This is a genomic window from Lacisediminihabitans sp. H27-G8, from assembly GCF_046156175.1.
Lineage (GTDB): Bacteria > Actinomycetota > Actinomycetes > Actinomycetales > Microbacteriaceae > Lacisediminihabitans.
Window position 1 is genome coordinate 568255 of sequence record NZ_JAYLVL010000001.1, and the last position, 19951, is coordinate 588205.

The 19951-nt window shown below is 65.6% G+C and carries 17 protein-coding genes; 10 read left to right on the forward strand and 7 right to left on the reverse strand.

The window, feature by feature from the left end; all coding sequences use genetic code 11:
- Positions 1 to 48 precede the first annotated feature (48 nt).
- The 5 genes from VLI63_RS02675 to VLI63_RS02695 are packed head-to-tail and all read left to right on the forward strand — an operon-like array spanning position 49 to position 6682.
- Positions 49 to 1680, forward strand: a complete 1632-nt coding sequence (locus VLI63_RS02675) for an ABC transporter substrate-binding protein (RefSeq protein WP_409155380.1) — start codon at positions 49 to 51, stop codon at positions 1678 to 1680.
- Positions 1665 to 2639 (forward strand): ABC transporter permease, encoded by a 975-nt coding sequence (locus VLI63_RS02680; RefSeq protein WP_409155381.1) that lies wholly within the window; start codon positions 1665 to 1667, stop codon positions 2637 to 2639. Before VLI63_RS02675 ends, VLI63_RS02680 begins: the two co-directional genes overlap by 16 nt.
- Positions 2636 to 3433, forward strand: a complete 798-nt coding sequence (locus tag VLI63_RS02685; protein ID WP_409155382.1) for an ABC transporter permease — start codon at positions 2636 to 2638, stop codon at positions 3431 to 3433. The genes VLI63_RS02680 and VLI63_RS02685 overlap by 4 nt, the downstream gene beginning before the upstream one ends.
- Positions 3430 to 4983, forward strand: a complete 1554-nt coding sequence (locus VLI63_RS02690) for a dipeptide ABC transporter ATP-binding protein (RefSeq protein ID WP_409155383.1) — start codon at positions 3430 to 3432, stop codon at positions 4981 to 4983. The genes VLI63_RS02685 and VLI63_RS02690 overlap by 4 nt, the downstream gene beginning before the upstream one ends.
- 52 nt (positions 4984 to 5035) lie before the next feature.
- The gene (locus VLI63_RS02695; protein WP_409155384.1) at positions 5036 to 6682 is read left to right on the forward strand and encodes a glycoside hydrolase family 13 protein; all 1647 of its coding nucleotides are present in this window, start codon (positions 5036 to 5038) and stop codon (positions 6680 to 6682) included.
- A gap of 1 nt (position 6683) precedes the next feature.
- Here the strand turns inward: VLI63_RS02695 and VLI63_RS02700 are convergent, their stop codons facing one another.
- From VLI63_RS02700 to VLI63_RS02715, 4 genes are all read right to left on the reverse strand, one after another.
- Positions 6684 to 7484: an ABC transporter permease gene (locus VLI63_RS02700; protein WP_409155385.1), complete on the reverse strand. Its 801-nt coding sequence runs from the start codon at positions 7482 to 7484 to the stop codon at positions 6684 to 6686.
- Between the two features lie 10 nt (positions 7485 to 7494).
- Positions 7495 to 8394 carry an ABC transporter permease gene (locus VLI63_RS02705; RefSeq protein WP_409155386.1) on the reverse strand — a complete coding sequence of 300 codons (900 nt, stop codon included), beginning with the start codon at positions 8392 to 8394 and terminating at the stop codon, positions 7495 to 7497.
- An 84-nt stretch (positions 8395 to 8478) separates the two neighbouring features.
- Positions 8479 to 9615, reverse strand: coding sequence for an ABC transporter substrate-binding protein (locus VLI63_RS02710; RefSeq protein ID WP_409155387.1), 1137 nt, complete (start codon positions 9613 to 9615; stop codon positions 8479 to 8481).
- Between the two features lie 96 nt (positions 9616 to 9711).
- A complete protein-coding gene (locus tag VLI63_RS02715; RefSeq protein WP_409155388.1) occupies positions 9712 to 10752 on the reverse strand; it encodes an ABC transporter ATP-binding protein in 1041 nt (346 codons plus the stop codon).
- A 163-nt stretch (positions 10753 to 10915) separates the two neighbouring features.
- On the opposite strand from VLI63_RS02715, the gene VLI63_RS02720 reads away from it, so the two are divergent.
- The 4 genes from VLI63_RS02720 to VLI63_RS02735 all read left to right on the forward strand — a co-directional run bounded on the left by VLI63_RS02720 (position 10916) and on the right by VLI63_RS02735 (position 15424).
- Positions 10916 to 11626, forward strand: a complete 711-nt coding sequence (locus tag VLI63_RS02720; protein ID WP_409155389.1) for a FadR/GntR family transcriptional regulator — start codon at positions 10916 to 10918, stop codon at positions 11624 to 11626.
- A 6-nt stretch (positions 11627 to 11632) separates the two neighbouring features.
- The gene (locus tag VLI63_RS02725) at positions 11633 to 12475 is read left to right on the forward strand and encodes a cache domain-containing protein (RefSeq protein WP_409155390.1); all 843 of its coding nucleotides are present in this window, start codon (positions 11633 to 11635) and stop codon (positions 12473 to 12475) included.
- 142 nt (positions 12476 to 12617) lie between these two features.
- Positions 12618 to 15194 carry a valine--tRNA ligase gene (gene valS / locus VLI63_RS02730; RefSeq protein WP_409155391.1) on the forward strand — a complete coding sequence of 859 codons (2577 nt, stop codon included), beginning with the start codon at positions 12618 to 12620 and terminating at the stop codon, positions 15192 to 15194.
- Between the two features lie 2 nt (positions 15195 to 15196).
- Positions 15197 to 15424, forward strand: a complete 228-nt coding sequence (locus VLI63_RS02735) for a hypothetical protein (RefSeq protein WP_409155392.1) — start codon at positions 15197 to 15199, stop codon at positions 15422 to 15424.
- 126 nt (positions 15425 to 15550) lie between these two features.
- Here VLI63_RS02735 and VLI63_RS02740 read toward each other — a convergent pair whose 3' ends face one another.
- Both VLI63_RS02740 and VLI63_RS02745 read right to left on the reverse strand, forming a co-directional pair.
- On the reverse strand, positions 15551 to 15799 hold the full coding sequence (locus VLI63_RS02740) for a hypothetical protein (RefSeq protein ID WP_409155393.1): 249 nt from the start codon (positions 15797 to 15799) through the stop codon (positions 15551 to 15553).
- A 67-nt stretch (positions 15800 to 15866) separates the two neighbouring features.
- Positions 15867 to 16484, reverse strand: a complete 618-nt coding sequence (locus VLI63_RS02745; protein ID WP_409155394.1) for an ArsR/SmtB family transcription factor — start codon at positions 16482 to 16484, stop codon at positions 15867 to 15869.
- Positions 16485 to 16569: 85 nt separating this feature from the next.
- Here VLI63_RS02745 and VLI63_RS02750 point away from each other — a divergent pair, with 85 nt between their 5' ends.
- On the forward strand, positions 16570 to 18609 hold the full coding sequence (locus VLI63_RS02750; protein WP_409155395.1) for a M3 family metallopeptidase: 2040 nt from the start codon (positions 16570 to 16572) through the stop codon (positions 18607 to 18609).
- A gap of 78 nt (positions 18610 to 18687) precedes the next feature.
- Here the strand turns inward: VLI63_RS02750 and VLI63_RS02755 are convergent, their stop codons facing one another.
- On the reverse strand, positions 18688 to 19788 hold the full coding sequence (locus tag VLI63_RS02755; RefSeq protein ID WP_409155396.1) for a benzoate/H(+) symporter BenE family transporter: 1101 nt from the start codon (positions 19786 to 19788) through the stop codon (positions 18688 to 18690).
- Positions 19789 to 19951: the final 163 nt, after the last annotated feature.

Here is a 19951-nt window from a genome sequence, read left to right on the forward strand (position 1 = left end):
GCGTAATATTGTACTGAGTCCAATAATAGAACCGAAAGAGTCTCCGTCGTGAAACGTGTCGTCGCCCCCGTCATCTCCATTCTTGCAGTCGCGCTCATCGCGAGCGGCTGCAGCGCCGCACCGGCGCCGACGAGCACTAAACCGGTCTCCGGCGGCACCCTCGTCTACGCTTCCGGTGATGCGGAGCCGGACTGCCTCGATCCCCACGTCGGGGGCAACTATCCGCAGGCGCTCGTGGCCACCCAGTACCTCGAATCCCTCGTCTCCAAGAACCCCGCCGGCGACATGATCCCCTGGCTCGCCACCACGTGGTCGGAGTCGGCCGACGGGCTGAGTTGGGACTTCACCCTCAAGAAGAACGTGACGTTCACCGACGGCACCGACCTCACCCCCGAGGCGATCGCGGCGAATGTCGCGCACGTGCAGGACCCGGCCACCGGATCCTCCACCGGCTACCTGGCCCTCCAGAAGGTGACCGCGGTGACCGCGGTGTCGGCGGATGTCGTGCGCTTCACCCTCTCGACGCCCGACAGTGCACTGCTCGACTCGCTCTCCCAGCCCTGGCTCGCGATCGAGTCCGCCACCGCGCTGAAGCGCGGCCAGGCCGTGAACTGCGAGTCGCCCGTGGGCACCGGACCGTTCGTCGTGAAGAAGTGGACGCACCAGCAGTCGATCAGCCTCGTACGCAACGACGATTACAGCTCTCCCCCGGCGGATGCCGCCCACACCGGCAGCGCCTACCTGAAGGCGATCGACTGGCGATTCCTGCCGGACTCCGCCTCGCGCTACGCCGCGCTGCAGGCCGGCACCGTCGACGTGATCGACAATGTGCAACCGGACACCCTCGTCGCCGCGAAGAAGAGCAACGATCTGATCGCCATCGACGCTCCCCGGCCCGGGGCATCCAATCGCATCGAATTGAACTCGAGCATCGCGCCGTTCGACGACGCGAAGGTGCGCGAGGCCTTCATTCGCTCCGCGAACGTGAACGATGCCGTCAAGAGCCTCTTCTTCGGCACTGCGAAGCGCTCGTACTCTCCGCTGTCGAGCGTGGAGAAGGCCGGATTCTCCGATCCCTCACTCTTCGACTACGACCAGAAGGCCGCAGCCCAGCTTCTGGATGACGCGGGCTGGTCCACCAAGAACGCCGACGGATACCGCACCAAAGACGGCGCCGTGCTCGAACTCTCCTTTCCGGTGAGCACCAACCAGTCGATCCCCGCCGAGCAGTCGCTGTTCGAGCAGCTGCAGGCAACATCGAAGCAGGCCGGGTTCAAGGTTGACCTCAAGCCCCTCGACCTCTCCAGCTGGTACGGCGCCCTCGGCAAGAACCAGTACAACCTCGTGAGCGCCCCGTATACGAAGGTGGGTCCGGATGTCTTGCGCATCCTGTTCGACTCCGCCGGCACCACCCCCGCGCCGAGCGGCTACTTTGCCAACCACTCCCAGGTGAAGGACCCGGCGCTCGACGCGCTGCTCGAGAAGGCCGCCGTCTCCTCCGATGCCGCCGCACGTCTGTCCCTGTACAAGCAGGCGCAGCAGATCGTGCTCAAGGGCTTCTACATCCTGCCGCTCTACGACCAGCAGAATCACTACCTGCACCGCTCCCTCGTGAAGGGCCTGCGGGCGATGCCGACGGTATCGACCCCCACGATGTACGACTCGTGGCTCTCCCGGTAGCGGCACTACCGGAGGCAGGGAGGCGCAGGCGCTGGGCCCCCTGGGCGCTGCTGCGGGCCGGCGGCGTGGCCTTCGTGCTCTGGGCCGTGGCCACGGTCACCTTCTTCGCGATCCGGCTGATTCCCGGTGACCCAGCGGAGGCGATCCTCGGCGGGCCCGGTTCCCAGGCGAGCGCGGCGGCGCTCGCCAAGGCTCGTGCCGACTACGGTCTCGACCAACCGCTGTTCGTGCAATACCTCCAGTACCTTGGCCGGATGCTTCGGGGCGATCTCGGCACGTCCTACGCGCTCAAACGGCCGGTGATCGCCGTCGTCGGCGAGAACCTCGGCGGCACCCTTGTGCTGGCGGTGGTGTCGCTGATCGTCGCGGCGATGATCGCGCTCGCGCTCGCGGCCTGGTCCGCGCAGGGCGGGCGGGCGGCATCCGCCGTCAGCTGGGTGCTCGAGGTCGTCGCCGCTGCGGTGCCGCACTTCTGGCTGGCGATCAGCCTGATCCTGCTGTTCTCCACCACTCTCGGTTGGCTGCCGCCAGTGAGCGTGCCCGGACCGCTCGGACTCGTGCTGCCCGTCCTCACCCTCGCTCTGCCCCTCTCCGGATTCCTCGCGCAGGTGATGCGCGAATCGATCCTCGACGCGATGGGCTCGCCTTTCGTCCTCGCCGCTCGGGCTCGGGGCGAGGGACCCGGCGGAGTGTTCTGGCGCCATGCGCTGCGTCACGCGGCGATCCCCGCCATCGGACTGGCCGGCTGGGCCTTCGGTTCCCTCATCAGCGGGGCTGTCGTCGTCGAGACGATCTTCGCGCGGCCCGGACTCGGTCGCAGCCTGCTCTCGGCGGTGCAGCAACGGGATGTTCCGCTCGTGCTGGGCGTCGTGCTGCTCGTCGCCCTCGGCTACATGCTTGTCACGACACTGACAGACCTCGCCGACCGCGTGGTCGACCCTCGGTTGCGTGGTCGATGAGACGCATCCTGCCGTGGATCGGAGTCGGCGCGCTCCTCTTCCTGCTGCTCGCGGCCCTGGTGCCCGGACTGCTCGCACCGGCCGATCCGCTGGCCATCCATCCCGCCCAGAGCTTTCGATCCCCGTCGGCCGGCCACCTCTTCGGCACCGACGAATCCGGCAGGGACATCTATACGCGCATCATCCACGGCACCGGAGCCTCCCTCCTGATCGGCATCTCCGCCACGGCCATCGGCGTCGGGCTCGCGCTCGTCTTCGGGCTGCTCGCTGGGCTCGGTCCGCGCTGGCTCGACTTCGGCACCACCCGCTTTCTCGAGGTGCTGTTCGCCTTTCCCGGACTGCTTCTCGCGCTGCTCTTCATCGTCGTCTATGGACCAGGGGTCGTCACTTCGACCATCGCCGTGGGGCTCGCCACCGCGCCGGGCTATGCCCGCATCATCCGCAGTCGGGTGCTCGTGGTGCGCCGCGCACCGTACCTCGAATCGGCGACCGTTCTCGGGCGCGGCTGGTGGTTCCGCCTCTGGCAGCACGTGCTGCCCAACGTGGCCGGATCGCTCTTCGTGCTGGTCACCCTCGGCATCGGCCAGTCGATCGTCTGGGCCTCGTCGCTCAGCTACCTGGGACTCGGTGCGGTGCCGCCCGCGGCCGAGTGGGGGGCGATGCTCTCGGCGGGTCGCACTTACCTCGCCTCCTCCTGGTGGATGACGTTCTTTCCGGGACTGTTCATCCTGATCAGCGCGGTGGCCACGACGCTGGTCGGACGCGGACTTCAGGAACGGAGCCGGCGATCGTGACTCCTCTCGTGAGCGTGCGCGACCTCGCCGTGAGTTTCGGTGCGCCCGTCGTCTCGGGCGTCTCGTTCGACATCGAACCGGGGCAGTGTCTCGCCATCGTCGGCGAATCCGGCTCGGGCAAGAGCGTCACCGCGCGGGCGCTGCTCGGCCTCACCGGCGGCACTGTCACCGCGTCGACGCTGCGCTTCGACACGACCGACATCGCGGATGCCTCCCCCCGCCGGCTGCAGCGCCTCCGCGGGCGGGACATCGGCTTCATCTCGCAGGGGGCGCTGGTGGCCCTCGATCCGCTGCGGCCGGTCGGACGAGAGATCGCAGACCCGCTTCGGCTGCACGCATCGCTCTCCCCCGCCGAGCGCCAGGCACGTGTGCTCGAGCTCCTCGCGCAAGTGGGCATGCCGAATCCCGTGCTGCGCGCATCCCAGCGTCCGGATGAGCTCTCCGGAGGTCTCCGTCAACGTGCTGTCATCGCATCGGCGATCGCGCTGCAGCCGCGGCTGCTCATCGCCGATGAACCGACCACCGCGCTCGACACCACAGTGCAGGCCGGCATCCTCGACCTGCTCGATCGGCTGCGAGACGAGGGAGCCGCCGTCCTGCTGATCAGTCATGATCTCGCCGTGGTGAGCCGGCTGGCCTCCCGGGTGCTCGTGATGAGCGAGGGGCGCGTGGTCGAGAGCGGCCCGACCCACTCGGTGCTCTCGGCCCCGCAGCATCCCTACACCCGAAGGCTGATCGCGGCCGTGCCGGCCGGACGGCCTCGTTTCTCCCGGCTCACGGAAGAGCCGCCGGCGCTCGAAACGCCGGTGGAGCCCGTCGTGGTGCTCGCCGCCAATGGCCTCTCCCGGCGATTCGACACCCTGCAGGCAGTCGACGACGTCAGCTTCTCCCTGCAGCGCGGACGCACCCTCGGAATCGTCGGCGAATCCGGGTCGGGCAAGACCACCCTCGCCCGCTTGGTGCTCGCCCTCGAGCGACCGGATGCCGGGCACGTCTCCCTGCTCGGCGAGCCATGGAGCGGCGTGCCGGAGTTCGCGCGACGAGCCCGTCGCCCGCGCATCGGCGCGATCTACCAGGACGCCGTCAGCTCCTTCGATCCGCGCTGGACGGTCGGGCGCATCCTCGCGGACGCCCTCGGCGGCAAGGATGGAGTGCCGGCCTTACTGGAGTCGGTGGGGCTCACTCCAGCGCTGGCCGCCCGCCGCCCTCGGCATCTCTCGGGCGGCCAGCAGCAGCGCGTCGCGATCGCGCGCGCCATCGCGCCACGTCCGGACATCCTGATCTGCGACGAGCCGGTGTCGAGCCTCGACGTGTCGGTGCAGGCGCAGGTTCTCGACCTGCTCGACGACCTGCAACGCTCGCTCGGCCTCAGCTACCTGTTCATCACGCACGATCTCGGCGTCGTTCGGCACATGAGCGACGATGTGCTGGTGATGCGGCACGGTCGGATCGTCGAGGCTGGCGCGACCGAGTCGGTGTTCGGGTCGCCGCAGGATGACTACACGAGGGAGCTGCTCGCCTCAGCGCCGCGCCTGCCGATGGCCGACTGACGGGAATCTCGCCCGCACGGGCGCAGAGATCAGGCGTGAAAGACTTGATCGGATGAGCATCGATATCGCGCCCGCCTGGTGGACCTCCGCCGTCGTCTACCAGATCTACCCGCGCAGCTTCGCGGACTCTACCGGAGACGGTATCGGTGACCTCGGCGGCATCCGCGGCAAGCTCGACTACCTGCAGGAGCTCGGGGTGGATGTCGTGTGGCTCTCCCCCATCTACCGCTCTCCCCAGGCCGACAACGGCTACGACATCAGCGACTACCGGGACATCGACCCGCTCTTCGGGTCGCTCGCCGAGTTCGACCTCCTGCTGGCCGAGGCGCACGCCCGCGGCATCAAGATCGTGATGGACCTCGTGGTCAACCACACAAGCGACGAGCACGCCTGGTTCGAGGAGTCCCGCGGCTCACTGACCAACCCGAAGCGCGACTGGTACGTCTGGCGCGACGGTGTGGACGGCCGCGAGCCCAACCTCTGGCGCAGCATGTTCGGCGGACCGGCGTGGAAACTCGATGCCGCGACCGGCCAGTACTACCTGCACCTCTTCGCGGTGAAGCAGCCCGATCTCAACTGGGAGAACCGCGAGGTGAGGTCCGCCGTCTACGAGATGATGAACTGGTGGCTCGACCGAGGCGTCGACGGCTTCCGCATGGACGTGATCAACCTCATCGCCAAGGTTCAGTCCGACCTCGTGGGCGACAGCCCCGGCTTCGTGATGGGCGATCAGGTGCACGACTACCTGCAGGAGATGAACCGCGAGGTGTTCGCCGGGCGGGATGCCGACCTCATCACGGTCGGTGAGACACCCGGTGCGACGGTGGATGACGCCATCCGGTTCACCAGTTCCGACCGGCTCGAGCTCGACATGGTGTTCCAATTCGAGCATGTGGGCCTCGACCACGGCCCGCGCACCAAGTTCGACAACGTGCCGCTCAAGCTCGTGGATCTCAAGCGGTCCCTCGGGCGCTGGCAGTCCGGTCTCGCCGAATCAGGCTGGAACAGCCTCTACTTCGGCAACCACGACCAGCCGCGCTCCGTCTCCCGGTTCGGCGATGATGGGCAGTTCCGGTTCGAGTCGGCCACACTGCTCGCCGCCATCCTTCACCTGCACCGCGGAACGCCCTACGTCTACCAGGGTGACGAGATCGGCATGACGAACGCCGGCTTCACCACCATCGAGCAGTACCAGGACATCGAGTCGCTGAACTACTACAACGAAGAGGTGGCGGCCGGGGCCTCCCCCGCCGACGTGCTCGCCTCGCTCGCCTTCCGCAGCCGTGACAACGCGCGCACCCCGGTGCAGTGGGATGCCTCGCCCGGGGCGGGCTTCACGACCGGCACGCCCTGGCTCGCGATCACTCCGAACCACACCACGATCAACGTCGCGGCGGATCGGGCCGCCGGCCTCCGGTCCATCTTCGAGTTCTACCGACGACTCATCGCGCTTCGGCACGAGTCGCCGGTCGTGGCGCTCGGCGACTTCGAGATGCTCGAGCCGGAACATCCGACGCTGTACGCGTTCACCCGGTCGCTGGGCGCGGAGACGTTGCTGGTCGTGGGCAACTTCTCGTCGGAGGGGCTCGAACTTCCGCTGTCTGCGGACGGGGAACCGGTGATCGGCAACTACCCGCAGGGCGAGGATGTCGCGGGCGAGTTGCGTCCGTGGGAAGTGCGGGTCGTGTGGCGGGGCTGACTCACTTTTGCACCACATCCGAGCCGGCGATGCGCTGTGCGACGTAGATGGGGATGATCGAGACGAGCACGAGCACCACGGCGATGACGTTCACGATCGGCGCCTGGTTCGGGCGGAACAGGTTGTTGAGAATCCAGATCGGCAGGGTGTTGACCCCCGTGCCAGCGGTGAAGGTGGTGACGATGATCTCGTCGAAGCTCAGGGCGAAGGCAAGTAGTCCGCCGGCGAGCATCGCGGAGCGCAATTGCGGAAAGGTGACCAGCCGAAAGGTAGTCCAGAGTCCGCCACCGAGGTCGGCCGACGCTTCTTCGAGACTCGTTCCCATCCGGCGCAGGCGTGCGATCACGTTATTGAAGACCGTGACGATGCAGAAGGTGACGTGGGCGATGATCACGGTGTAGATCGACAGCTGAATGCCCAGGATGGTGCGGAAGGCGTTGTTGAGCGCGATTCCCGTGATGATTCCCGGAAGCGCAATCGGCAGGATGACCAAGAGGCTCACGGCATCCCTGCCAAAGAATTTGTAACGCTGAAGCGCCAGCGAGATGAGCGTGCCGAGCACGAGCGAGACGATCGTGGCGACCACTGCCACCTGAACGCTGGTGAGGATCGCGTCGAGCGCTCCAGCGCTTTGGAAGGCCTTGCCCCACCATGCGAAGGTGAGGCCAGGAGGTGGCCAGGTGAGACTCTTGCTCGTACTGAAGGAGTTGATCAATACCACTATCAGAGGCAGGTAGATCGTCGCAAGAATGATCCCCGTGATCGTGCCGAGAACGGTGCGGCTGGTCTTGCTCAATTTCACGGCGCGCCTCTCACAGGCTGTTCAGTGCACCGGTGCGCCGCACCGCCGCGAGGTAGACGAAGATGATCGCGATGGGGATCAGCGCGATCGCCGAGGCGAGGGGGAGGTTGTTCGCAGCGCCGACGTTGGTGTAGACGAGGTTGCCGAGCATCTGGTTCGCTCCGCCCACGATGTTGATGGTGATGTAGTCGCCAAGGGTCAGCGAGAAGCTGAAAATCGAACCGGCTACGATTGCGGGCCAGAGAAGCGGCAGCACGATCGAACGAAGCGTGCGCCAGGTGCCGGCACCGAGATCCGCGGATGCCTCGAGCAGCGAATTGGGAACGCGTTCGAGCCCCGCATAGATCGGAAGTATCACGTACGGCAGCCACAGGTAGGCGAGGGTGATGACGGCTCCCGTGATGCCGTAACCGGGAGTCGTGCCTCCGAACGGCTGCACGATCCACTGGAAGATGCCGTCGTTGGACAACACAGACCGCCAGGCATACGCCTTCACCAGGTAGCTCGCCCAGAGTGGCATGAGAATCGCGATCACGAGGATGCGTTGCCACTTGGCCGACGCCACTTTTGCCATGAAGAAGGCGATGGGCAGCGCGATGACGATGTCTGCGATGGTCACCAACACGGCCATGCCCAGCGTGCGCAGGGTGACGGACTGGTACAGCGACCCGGTGAGCACAGTGATGACGTTTTCAAAGGTCCAGTCGGTGCGCACCTCACCGGTGAAACCATCGACCGTCCAGAACGCGGTGATGAGAAGCGCGACCAGAGCCGCGATGTAGACCAGGGCGAGCCAGAACAAAGGTGCGGAAAGCAGCAGCGCGAGACGAACCCGAGCGTGCGAATACAGAAAGACCGAAGCACGGTGGGCGGCGCCATCCTGCGCGCGCGTTTCGGTCTGCGTGGTCATGTCTCTCCATTCGATTCGTAGCGTCGGCTCATTGCAGGGTGAGGGTCGGCCGTCGCGGCCGCCGGCGGCCGACCCCGAGATCGTCTAGCCCTTGATTTCCTGCCAGGCGGTGGTCCACTGCGAGTAGTCCGTGCATTTCACGTCGGTGCGACCGTCGAGGCACTTCGGGATGGGGGTGGTCCAGTACCAGATCTTCGACGCGTAGGCCTCGTCACCGGCGTGGTAGGTCGCACAGGTGTTCTTGTCAGCCGTGAAATCGCACGCCTGCGAGCTTGACGGCGCTTCGCCGAAGTATTCCGTAGCCTGTGCGTTGACCTTCGGGCTGGCGATGTAGTCGAGCCACTTGTACGCACAGTTCGGGCTCTTGGCCTTCGCGCCGATCATCCAGGTGTCCGACCATCCGGTCACGCCTTCGCTCGGCACCGTAACATCGACCGCCGTATCTGCCGCCATCGAGTTCTTGATCACCTGCCAGGTGGTGCCGACGACCGAGTCACCCGTCTCGAAGGACTGCGTCGACTTGAGGTAGTCCGACCAGTACTCGCCGACGTTAGCGCGCTGCTCCTTGAGCAGGGAGACGGATGCCGCGAGCTGCTTTGAGTCGAGCGCATAGGGGTTCTTGATGCCGAGACCCTTGTCATGCGCCATCAGGTACATCGCGGCATCCGCAATGTAGATGGGAGAGTCGTAGGCCGTGACTTTGCCCTTGTAGGGCGAAGACTTGTCGAACACGACGTCCCACGAGGTTGGCGCTGTGGGGAAGGTTTTCGTGTTGTAGGCAAGCAGGTTTGCGCCGTAACCGTGGGGGATTCCGTACGACTGGCCGTCGACGCTGTTCCAGGCTTTGAGCTTCAGGAAGCTGTAGATGTTCTTATAGCTCGGGATCAGATCGGTGTTGACCGGGGCGACCTGACGCGAGGCGATCAGTCGCAGGGTCAGGTCACCGGAGGCCGCGACCACGTCGTAGTTGCCGCTCTTCATGAGACTGAAGGCCTCGTCGGAGGTGCCGTAGACCTTGCTGGTGACTGCGCATCCGGTCTCGTCCTCGAACGACTTGACCCAGTTGACTGCGGGGTCGTTGCTGCCGTCTTCAACGTAACCGGGCCAGGCCAGAATCGACACGGTCTTCTCGCTTGAGCCGAGTTTTGTCGCCGGTTTGAGGTCGCTCGATGAGGTACTTCCCGCACTCGTGCCGCAGGCGGAGAGAGCGAAGACTGTCACGGCCGCAATCGTGACAGCGATCGCAACCCCCGATCGCCGGTGTGCCATGTGGTTTTTCATAACGTCTATCTCCGATCGTTTGGTGTGCTGTGGGTGCTATGTCAAATCAAGGGGCACGACGGCGGCGGTCGCCCATTCCGCGTGCACCCGTTCCCCCCTGCGGTCCCGCTGTGCTGCAGTGTCCTCTCTTGTGGAGTTCTGCTCCAACACGATGATTCGTTTTCCTGCGTCGAGGTCGACAACGATGCGAGTGCTCGTACCGACGTAAATCAGCTCGGCGATTGTTCCCACAGCCGAACTCGCTGCAGCGGAAGCGGACTCGCGCAGCGCGATCCGTTCCGGCCGCACCGAGTTGATCCCGCTGCGTCCGAGCAGGCTCTTCGACAGGGCTTCGTCGAAGATGTTCGAGGTTCCGACGAATGATGCGACAAAGGAGGTGGTCGGTCGTTCGTAGATCTCGGTCGGCGTGCCGAGTTGCACGACCTTGCCGTCATTGAACACGGCGATTCGGTCGCTCAGCGTGAGCGCTTCTTCCTGATCGTGGGTGACGAAGATGAAGGTGATGCCGAGCGAACGCTGCAGTTCCTTCAACTCGACCTGCATCTGCTCACGCAGTTTCAGATCCAGCGCACCGAGCGGCTCGTCAAGAAGCAGAACCTTCGGTTTGACCACTATCGCTCTGGCAAGCGCGACCCGCTGCCGTTGACCACCCGAAAGCTCGCTGGGCTTGCGGGCTCCATAGCTCGATAGGCGCACGGCATCCAGCGATTCCTGAGCGCGGGCGAGTCGTTCTGCTTTCTTGACCCCGCGAACACGCAGCCCATACGCCACGTTTTCGAGCACGGTCATGTGGGGAAACAGGGCGTAGTCCTGAAAGACAGTGTTGACGTCGCGATCAAAGGGTGCCGTGCCCGTGACATCGCGACCTCGAAGCTGCACCGTGCCGGCGGTCGGCTGCTCGAATCCGGCGATCAGTCGGAGCACCGTGGTTTTGCCCGAGCCGGAAGGACCAAGCATGGAAAAGAACTCACCCTCGGCGATATCGAGATCCACGCTGTCAACAGCAGTGACCGAACCGAAGGATTTGGTCAGCCCGGTGAGTCTGATTGCGGGCGCCGCGATCGATTCTGGCTGCACGAATGGTCTCCTCTGATTGATCGCTAGCTAAATCATATGGAAACAGAGGTCTTGCGCAATCGGCGGCTATCCTTGTTGGTATCACAGTCGGATAACAAGTCTTCGCGAGAGCGGTATCGCAATGCCACGGTTGATTCGCCCGTCGACCCTCACGAGAGGTGCCGTGTTCGCTCCCCTCGAAGGGGCTGGCCGTGCCGGACTGGTCGAGAAGAGACTGACGGACGCCATCGTGCTTGGCGTTCTCGAGCACGGCGAGCGGCTTCCGCGCGAGGCCGACCTCGCGCTGAGTCTCGGCGTCGCCACGGTCACCGCCCGAGAAGCTCTCGAAGCCCTTCGTGATAAGGGCCTGATCAAGACGCTGCGCGGCCGGGGCGGCGGAAGCTTCGTCATCAGGCATCCGAACGAGGGCGAGCGAAACGAAAAAGCGCGCCTTCGAGAGATATCCAGGGTCGACATACGCGACATCGGTTCCTATTACGGCGTCATCGGAGCGGGTGCCGTCGAGCGGGCTGCGGAGCACGCGTCCATCGACGATGTGGAGAACCTGAGGCGCATCGTGGGCATCACCGACTTTGCCGAAGAGGGCTCGACACGGCGCGGGGAAATGAACTTCCATCTCGAACTTGCCGCGCTCAGCCTCTCTGCGCGGCTGGTTCGGGAGGAGATGCGGTTTCAGGCCGAGATCGGGCCGATCCTGTGGTTGGGCATGCAGGATGATGCCTGCCGATCCTCGAGCCGAAGTGCCCACCTACAGATCGTGCAGGCCATCGGGGATGTCGATGGCTCGGCCGCACGGCGATTAATCACAGAACACATCGCCGCGACGGTCGACTGGCTGATCGATGCGAAGTCCGAGTGGGAAAGAGGTCGGTAGCGTCCCATGACTGAACTCACGCGTTCCGCACGAGATGCCCCCATCGACGCCTGCATCGCAGCTGTCTCCGAGGTGTTCACTGCGATCCTCGGTCGGGTCACCACCTGGCGAAACGAGCTGCTCGCGGCGGTCGAGGCACACTCGCCGACCCGCAATACACTCGATGCGCTAGTCGAATCCCTCGTCGTGCCCGCGCTCTCCGAGCCAGGCGCCGCCATTATCGGAGCCGGCTTCGTGGCGACCCCCGGCTATCTGCCTGACGCGTATTGGCACCTCGCCTGGTGGTTGGGCGAGCAGAACACCCTCGGGCTCGAAGCTGGTGCCACCGCGCCGACTCGACGTTTGGCGACTGTCACGGACCCGACATCCGACCAATTCCGCGACTACACGAACCTCGAGTGGTGGCGCGTTCCCGAGCGCACGGGCTCCCCGCACATCACGGGCCCGTACGTCGACTACCTCTGCACAGACGACTACACCCTCACTGTCACAATGCCGGTCTACTCCTCCGGGGTCCTGATCGGCATGGTGGGTGTGGACAGCTACGTGAAGAACATCGAGTCGCTTCTGCTGCCACCCCTCTATAGAATCGGACGCCCTGCAAGCGTCGTCAATTCCTCCGGACGGGTGGTCGCCTCGAGCGACCCGCACCGCCCGCCGGGGTCGATCCTGCGGATCGCGGGTCTGAGTGAACAACTGCACAGTTGGGGCGCCCCCACCTACGCCAGGGTGCCTCCCGCGTCACTGCCTCCGACGTCGCTGCCGGGCGGGGAATTCGTGATCCCGTGCCCCGGTACCAGCCTTGCGCTTGTGCTCGAAGGCTCGTCAGAAGTCCTGCTCGCCGAGTGAGCAGGAGTTGGTTCTTCAAGCAGCGAACAGCTCGAGTCGCGACGCCAGACCCTGCGAGAGCCCGCCTGTAGAATCGACCTACCCACACATTCAGGCACCTCTTCATCGACTCGGTGCCGTCTATACAGAACCGGAGAACGCCATGGCGTCCGAAATCTCGCGAAGTCAGATCCCTGAAAAGCCCGCCCTCGAAGGACTCGAAGCCAAATGGGATGCGGCCTGGGAGACCGCCGGCACGCACCGGTTCGACCGCGAAAACGCGACCAAAGACAACGTCTTCTCCATCGATACCCCGCCGCCAACGGCATCCGGGAGCCTGCATATCGGGCACGTCTTCAGCTACACGCACATGGACCTCATCGCGCGCTACCAGCGCATGCGGGCTAAGAATATCTTCTACCCGATGGGCTGGGACGACAACGGCCTGCCCACCGAGCGCCGCGTGCAGAACTATTACGGTGTGCGCTGCGACCCGACGTTACCGTACGACCCCGGGTTCACCCCGCCGCTCGAGGGCGGAGAGAACGCGTCATCCAAGGCCGCCGACCAGTTGCCGATCTCCCGCCGCAACTTCATCGAACTGTGCGAGAAGCTCACCGCAGAGGACGAGACGCAGTTCGAGGATGTCTGGCGCAAGCTGGGGCTCAGCGTGGACTGGACACAGAGCTACCGCACGATCGGGGACGAAGCACAGACCGCCGCCCAGCGCGCGTTCCTCCGCAACCTCGCTCGCGGTGAGGCCTACCAGGCGGATGCCCCGACCCTGTGGGACGTGACGTTCCGCACCGCTGTGGCCCAGGCCGAGCTCGAAGACAAGGAGCAGCCGGCGGCATATCATCGCCTCGCGTTCCACGCCCCGGACGCCGACGTGTTCATCGAGACCACCCGACCGGAACTGCTCGCGGCGTGCGTCGCGCTCGTCGCGCATCCGGACGACGAGCGCTACCAGCACCTCTTCGGCGGCACCGTGAAGACCCCGCTGTTCGGCGTCGAGGTTCCTGTGCGTGCGCATCACCTCGCCCAGAAGGACAAGGGTTCAGGCATCGCCATGGTCTGCACCTTCGGCGACGTGACCGACGTGGTCTGGTGGCGTGAACTCGACCTGCCGAACCGCACGATCATCGGCCGCGACGGACGCATTGCGGCGGATGCGCCAGAGGCGATCACGGGCGAGAGCGCACTCGCTGCCTACGCAGAGCTCTCCGGCAAGACGGTCTTCAGCGCCAAGGCGAAGACCGTGGAGCTCCTGAAGGCCAGCGGGGAGATGATCGGCGACCCGAAGCCGATCATGCACCAGGTCAAGTTCTTCGAGAAGGGCGACAAGCCCCTCGAGATCGTGTCGACCCGGCAGTGGTACATCCGCAACGGTGCTCGAGACGAGACGCTGCGCGACACCATGCTGGAGCGCGGCGAGGAGGTCAACTTCGTGCCCGACTTCATGCGGGTGCGTTACGACAACTGGGTCAACGGCCTCACCGGCGACTGGCTCATCTCCCGCCAGCGGTTCTTCGGCGTGCCGATCCCGGTCTGGTACGAGCTGGATGCCGAGGGCGAGAAGGGTGCCGTGATCGTGCCCGGCGAAGACGCGCTGCCGGTCGACCCGGCATCCGACCCCGCCCCCGGATTCGACGAGAGCCAGCGCGGCGTGCCCGGCGGTTTCATCGGCGAGGTCGACATCATGGACACCTGGGCCACCTCCTCCCTCACCCCGCAGATCGCGGGCGGCTGGGAGCGGGATCCGGAGCTCTTCGACCTCGTGTTCCCCTACTCGCTGCGCAGCCAGGGCCAGGACATCATCCGCACCTGGTTGTTCTCCACCATGCTGCGCGCGGAGCTCGAGAACCACAGCGTGCCGTGGAAGAACGCCGGGATCTCCGGGTTCATCGTGGACCCCGACCGTAAGAAGATGTCGAAGTCGAAGGGCAACGTCGTTACGCCCGCAGGCATGCTCGACGAGCACGGCTCGGATGCGGTGCGCTACTGGGCCGCTTCGAGCCGGCTGGGCACGGACGCGGCATTCGATCCGCAGAACCCCAAGCAGATCAAGATCGGTCGACGCCTGGCGATCAAGGTGCTGAATGCCGCCAAGTTCGTCTATGGCTTCCCGGCACCGGCGGAGGGCCTCGCCGACTCGGTCACGAACCCCCTCGACATCGACATGCTCGCCGAGCTCTCGACGGTCGTGGAGACGGCGACCGCGGCCTTCGACGCTTTCGACCATGCCAAGGCCCTCGAAGTGACCGAGAAGTTCTTCTGGACCTTCTGTGACGACTACCTCGAGCTCGTGAAGGAACGGGTCTACTCGACCGACTCGCCGGAAGGACAGGCCTCCGCCGTCACTGCGCTTCGCTCGGCACTCGAGGTGATGCTGCGACTGTTCGCACCGTTCATCCCCTTCGCCACCGAAGAGGTGTGGTCGTGGACCCACGACGGCTCGGTGCATGTCTCCGAGTGGCCCACTGCGCCGACCGAAGCCACACCCACCGGGCTCTTGGCCCTCGTCGGCGAGGCGCTCATCGGCATCCGACGCGCGAAAACTGATGCGAAGGCATCGCAGAAGGCGGATGTCACGTCCGCGACCATCGGCGGGCCGACCCAGCTACAACTCGCTCTCGACGATCTTCGGGACGTGGGACGCATCGCCATCATCGACTTCGTCGAGTCCGCCGAGATCACGGTGAGTGACGTCGTGCTCACCCCGACACCATTGGAGAACTGATCATGCAGATGGGAACCCGTTGGGCGGTCGGTGCCGAGGCACCGGCCCGCCTCCCGCAGCTCGTCGTCGACGCGGTGAAGGCGATCGAGGTCGATCTCGAAGGGATCGACACGAGCCTGCTGCGCTGGACGCTCACCTGGCTGGAGGGAAACCCGGTAGTCGAGCTCGATGATGGCACGGTCATCCGTTATTCCGGTGGCGAGGTCGTCATCGTCGCGTCGACCGACTGAGCCTCGGCCGGCGAAAGCCTCCCACAAGGGGGCTTGGTTCCCGCGAAGAGCCCAGTTCCCCGGGGGCTCGCTTGCCACAACGCGCCCTATTCTCCAGCGAGCAGTTGCCTCGCGGGGGCGTCGCTCCTAGACGAGTCGTATCGGGCCGAGGGGGGACGCCTTCTCGCGCGCATCGCGATCGAGGGCGTTGCGGTTTCGCAGCACGGCCTCGTCGTACGGCACGATCGAGCGGTCCGCGCGTTTGCGCGCCCACAGGAGCATCGCCAGGCTGACCCGGATCACGATCCGGTCGAAGCCTCGGGGCTGCGCGCGACGAGAGCCGCGAAGGGGGGCGGGAAGAGCGCTGGAAAGCTGGAGTGCGACTACTGATGTCATTGTTTTTCACCTCCTCGTCAGAGCAAATCTAGGGTCGGCCACCGACATTTTCGGGGCCGAAATCCGGTCAGTCTTCCGCTGGTGTTGCCACACCGTCGACGATCGGGAAGGCATCGAAGTGGATGAGCACGGGGCGTGCGCCCGGCGCATCCTTTCCGCGGAATTTCTCGACGATGTCCTCGAGAAATTGCTCGATCGCGCCGCTCACCTCCGCGAGCTGTTCCGCGGTGAGCCGCAGGTTCGAGGAGCTGAAGACGGCCGGATCGGTCCATTCGTGCGGAAGGATGTCCCAGCCACGGTGGGCGAAGTCGAGCACCAATTGCGACCGGTTCTGCTCCCACTGCGTGAGCACCAGGCTCGAGGCCGCGCGCCCGGTGGGCGTGTCGGTGATAGCACGGTCCGAGATCGTGATGCCTCCGGGCACCCGCTCCCACCACCGCTCCCGACCGGTGCCCTTGCCCGTGACCTCACGCACGAAACCATGCCGCTCGAGCTGGCGAAGGTGGTAGCTGGTCGCGCCGCTCGACTCCCCCAAACGCTCAGCCAGCCCACTTGCGGTGAGGCTGCCGTGGGTCGACAGCACGTCGACGATTCGCACCCTCAAGGGGTGAGCGAGTCCCTTGAGCGAGTCAAGGTCGATCTCGCGCCGCTCGGGGATGCTCCGCTCATTCTCTTGTTCGTCCATGAGGAGAAGCTACCAGTGCAAAGCTTTCTTTGCAACAGTTTCTTTGCAATTGTTCCTTTGCACTCCGTCACCCTAGGCTGGAGGGATGGTTGAACAGAATCCCTTCTTCGCGCCCAGCACCCTCCCCTACGGTCTTCCGCCCTTTGCGGACATCACGGATGACCACTACCGCCCGGCCTTCGAACGCGGCTTCGAGGAGCAGCTCGCCGAGATCTCGAACATCACCCGTCGCCGCGACATGCCGACGTTCGAGAACACGATGATCGCCCTCGAGAAGTCCGGCCAGACCCTCGAACGCGTAGCAACGGTCTTCTTCAACAAGAGTTCGGCCGACAGCACCGACTTCACCAACGATCTCGAAGAAGAGATCGCTCCCCTGCTCGCGGCCCACTCCGACGCCATCAAGCTGGATGCCCAGCTGTATTGGCGTATCAAGACCCTGCACGACCAACTCGACCAGCTCGATCTCGACGCCGAGTCCCGGTATCTGGTGGAGCGGTACTACGCCGAGTTCACCCTTGCCGGTGCCGGGCTCGACGAGGCCGAGAAGGCGAAGCTGCGCGAGTTCAATCAGAAGCTGTCCACCCTTACGACCCGCTTCGAGAAGAATCTCCTGGCCGACACCAACGATCTGGCCGTCGTGATCGACGATGTCGCAGACCTCGATGGCCTCGAGGCCGGCGAGATCTCCGCGGCAGCGGAGGCCGCAAAGGACCGCGGGCTCGAGGGTAAGTACCTCGTCACCCTGGTGTTGCCGACCGGTCATCCCTACCTCGATGCCCTCAGCACGCCGGCGGTGCGGGCACGGATCATGGATGCCTCCCGCGCGCGCGGCAGCCGCGGAGGTGTCAACGACAACCGCGAACTGGTGCTCGAGATCACCCGGCTGCGTGCCCAGCGGGCGAGATTGCTCGGCTTCAGCAACCACGCCGCGTACGTGACCGCCGACGAGACCGCGAAGACCCCCGAAGCCGTCGCCGCGATGCTCGGACGACTCGCTCCCGTCGCGGCCCGCAATGCGCGCGCCGAGCAGGATGACCTGCAGCTTCAGGTGACGGATGGTGCGCCGATCACGGCCGCCGACTGGGCGTTCTACACCGAGAAGGTGCGCATCGCCAAGTACGACGTGGATACCGCGCAGATGCGTCCGTACTTCGAAGCCGAGCGGGTGCTGCACGACGGAGTGTTCTTCGCAGCGAACCAGGTCTACGGCGTCACCTTCACCGAGCGAGAAGACCTCCAGGCGTACCATCCGGACGCCCGCGTCTTCGAGGTGCACAACGAAGACGGTTCGCCCGTCGGGCTGTATGTGCTCGATCTGTACACCCGCGACTCGAAGCGCGGCGGGGCGTGGATGAACCCGCTCATCTCCCAGAATGCTCTGCTCGACCAGCCGGTGACCGTGGTGAACAACCTCAACGTGCCGAAACCCGCCGCCGGCGAGCCAACCCTGCTCACCTACGACGAGGTGAACACCTTCTTCCACGAGTTCGGGCACGCCCTGCACGGGTTGTTCGCGCGGGTGACCTACCCCAAGTTCGCCGGCACCAACGTGTTCCGCGACTTCGTGGAGTTCCCGAGCCAGGTCAACGAGATGTGGATGCTCTGGCCCGAGATCCTGGCGAACTACGCCGTGCACTACCAGACCGGTGAGCCGATGCCGGCGGCGTTCGTGGAGAAGATCCAGGCGTCGTCCGCCTTCAACGAGGGATTCAAGACCAGCGAGTATCTCGCCGCGGCGATGCTCGACCAGGCCTGGCACCGGCTCTCGGCCGACGACACGGTCGACGATGTCGCCGAGTTCGAGGCCGAGGCCCTGGCCGCTGCCGGGCTCGACAACCCGGCCGTACCCACCCGGTATTCGAGCGCGTACTTCGCCCACACCTTCTCCGGCGGCTACGACGCGGGTTACTACTCCTACATCTGGAGCGAGGTGCTGGATGCCGACACCGTCGACTGGTTCACGGAGAACGGCGGTCTCACGCGGGCGAATGGCGACCGCTTCCGTGACCGGCTGCTCGGTGTCGGTGGATCGAAGGATCCGCTCGAGGCCTACCGCGACTTCCGCGGTCGCGATGCCGTGATCGAGCCGCTGCTGAAGCGCCGGGGCCTGCTCGGCGCCTGAGTCGACAGCGCCTGAGTCGACAGCGCTACCGCGCCACCGCGTGATACTCGCGCCCGAATGTGCGGGCGCGGGTGTCGCTCACGGACGCGGTGGGGCCGCTCGTCTGCTCCAGCCCAGCCAGAGCATGACGAAGGCGCCCACCAGCAGGCCCCAAAAGGCCGATCCGACTCCCCCGACGACGATCCCGGATGCCGTCACCAGGAAGGTGAGGATCGCTGCGAGTCGGTGTGCCGCATCCTCAACCGCAGCCACGACCGCGCCGATCAGCGCACTGAGCAGCGCGAGCCCCGCGACCGCCTCGATCAGCAGGGGCGGCGACGCGGACACGAATGCCGTCGCCACCCCGGCGAGCAGCCCGAGCGCGATGTAGGTGACCCCGGCCGCGACGGGAGCGATCCAGCGTTTCGTTCTGTCCGGGGATGCTTCCGGACCGGCCGTCAGTGCCTGGGTGAGAGCCGCGAAGTTCACGGTGATCCCGCCGAAGAGCGCCCCGACGCCGGACATCACCCCCGATGAGACGAGCGCCGAGCGCACCGGCGCGCGGTAGCCGAAGTTGTTGAGGATGGCGGCGCCCGGAATGTTCTGTCCGGCCATCGTGACGATGAACAGGGGAATCGCGAGACTCACGACGACGAGTGGATCGAAGACCGGCGCCACGAAGACGAGTTGCGGCGCGAGGTGCGCGCCGGCGAGCCATCCGTCCCCCGCGGTGACCGCGAGCAGTATCCCGGCCAGCACTATGGCCGCGGGCACCGCCCAGCGCGGGGCCAGCCGGTATAGCAGGAGCCAGACCAGGATCACCGGGATCGCGAGCAGCGGGATCGCGACGGCAGCCTTCACCGGGGCGAGGCAGAGCGGCAACAGGATGCCGGCGAGCATGGCACTGGACACCGGTCGCGGGATCCGCCCGATGAGCCTCTCCAAGGCCGGCCAGAGTCCGACCAGCACGATGAGGGCTGCCGCGACGATGAAGGCCGCGACCGCTTCGGCGAACCGCCCGGTCACGCCCGCCGTCGCGACGAGCAGAGCGGCCCCCGGAGTGCTCCAGGCGAACTTCACCGGAACGCGGTAGACGGCGCTCAGCACGATCGAGAGCAGCCCCTGCACGACACAGATCACCAGCAGGCCGGATGACGACTGCGATTGCGTGGCACCGACGGCGGCGAGCCCGGCGAGCACGATGGCGAACGAGCTCGAGAACCCGGTGATGGCGGCGACGATCCCCGCGATGATCGGCTGGACTATGGGCTATCGGGCTCTCTCGTCGGGGATGATGCCCCCAGCCTAGGGGCGCGCGGGAGCGGCCGTCCCCGGCCAATCCTGCACCTGTGGCCCGCGGGGT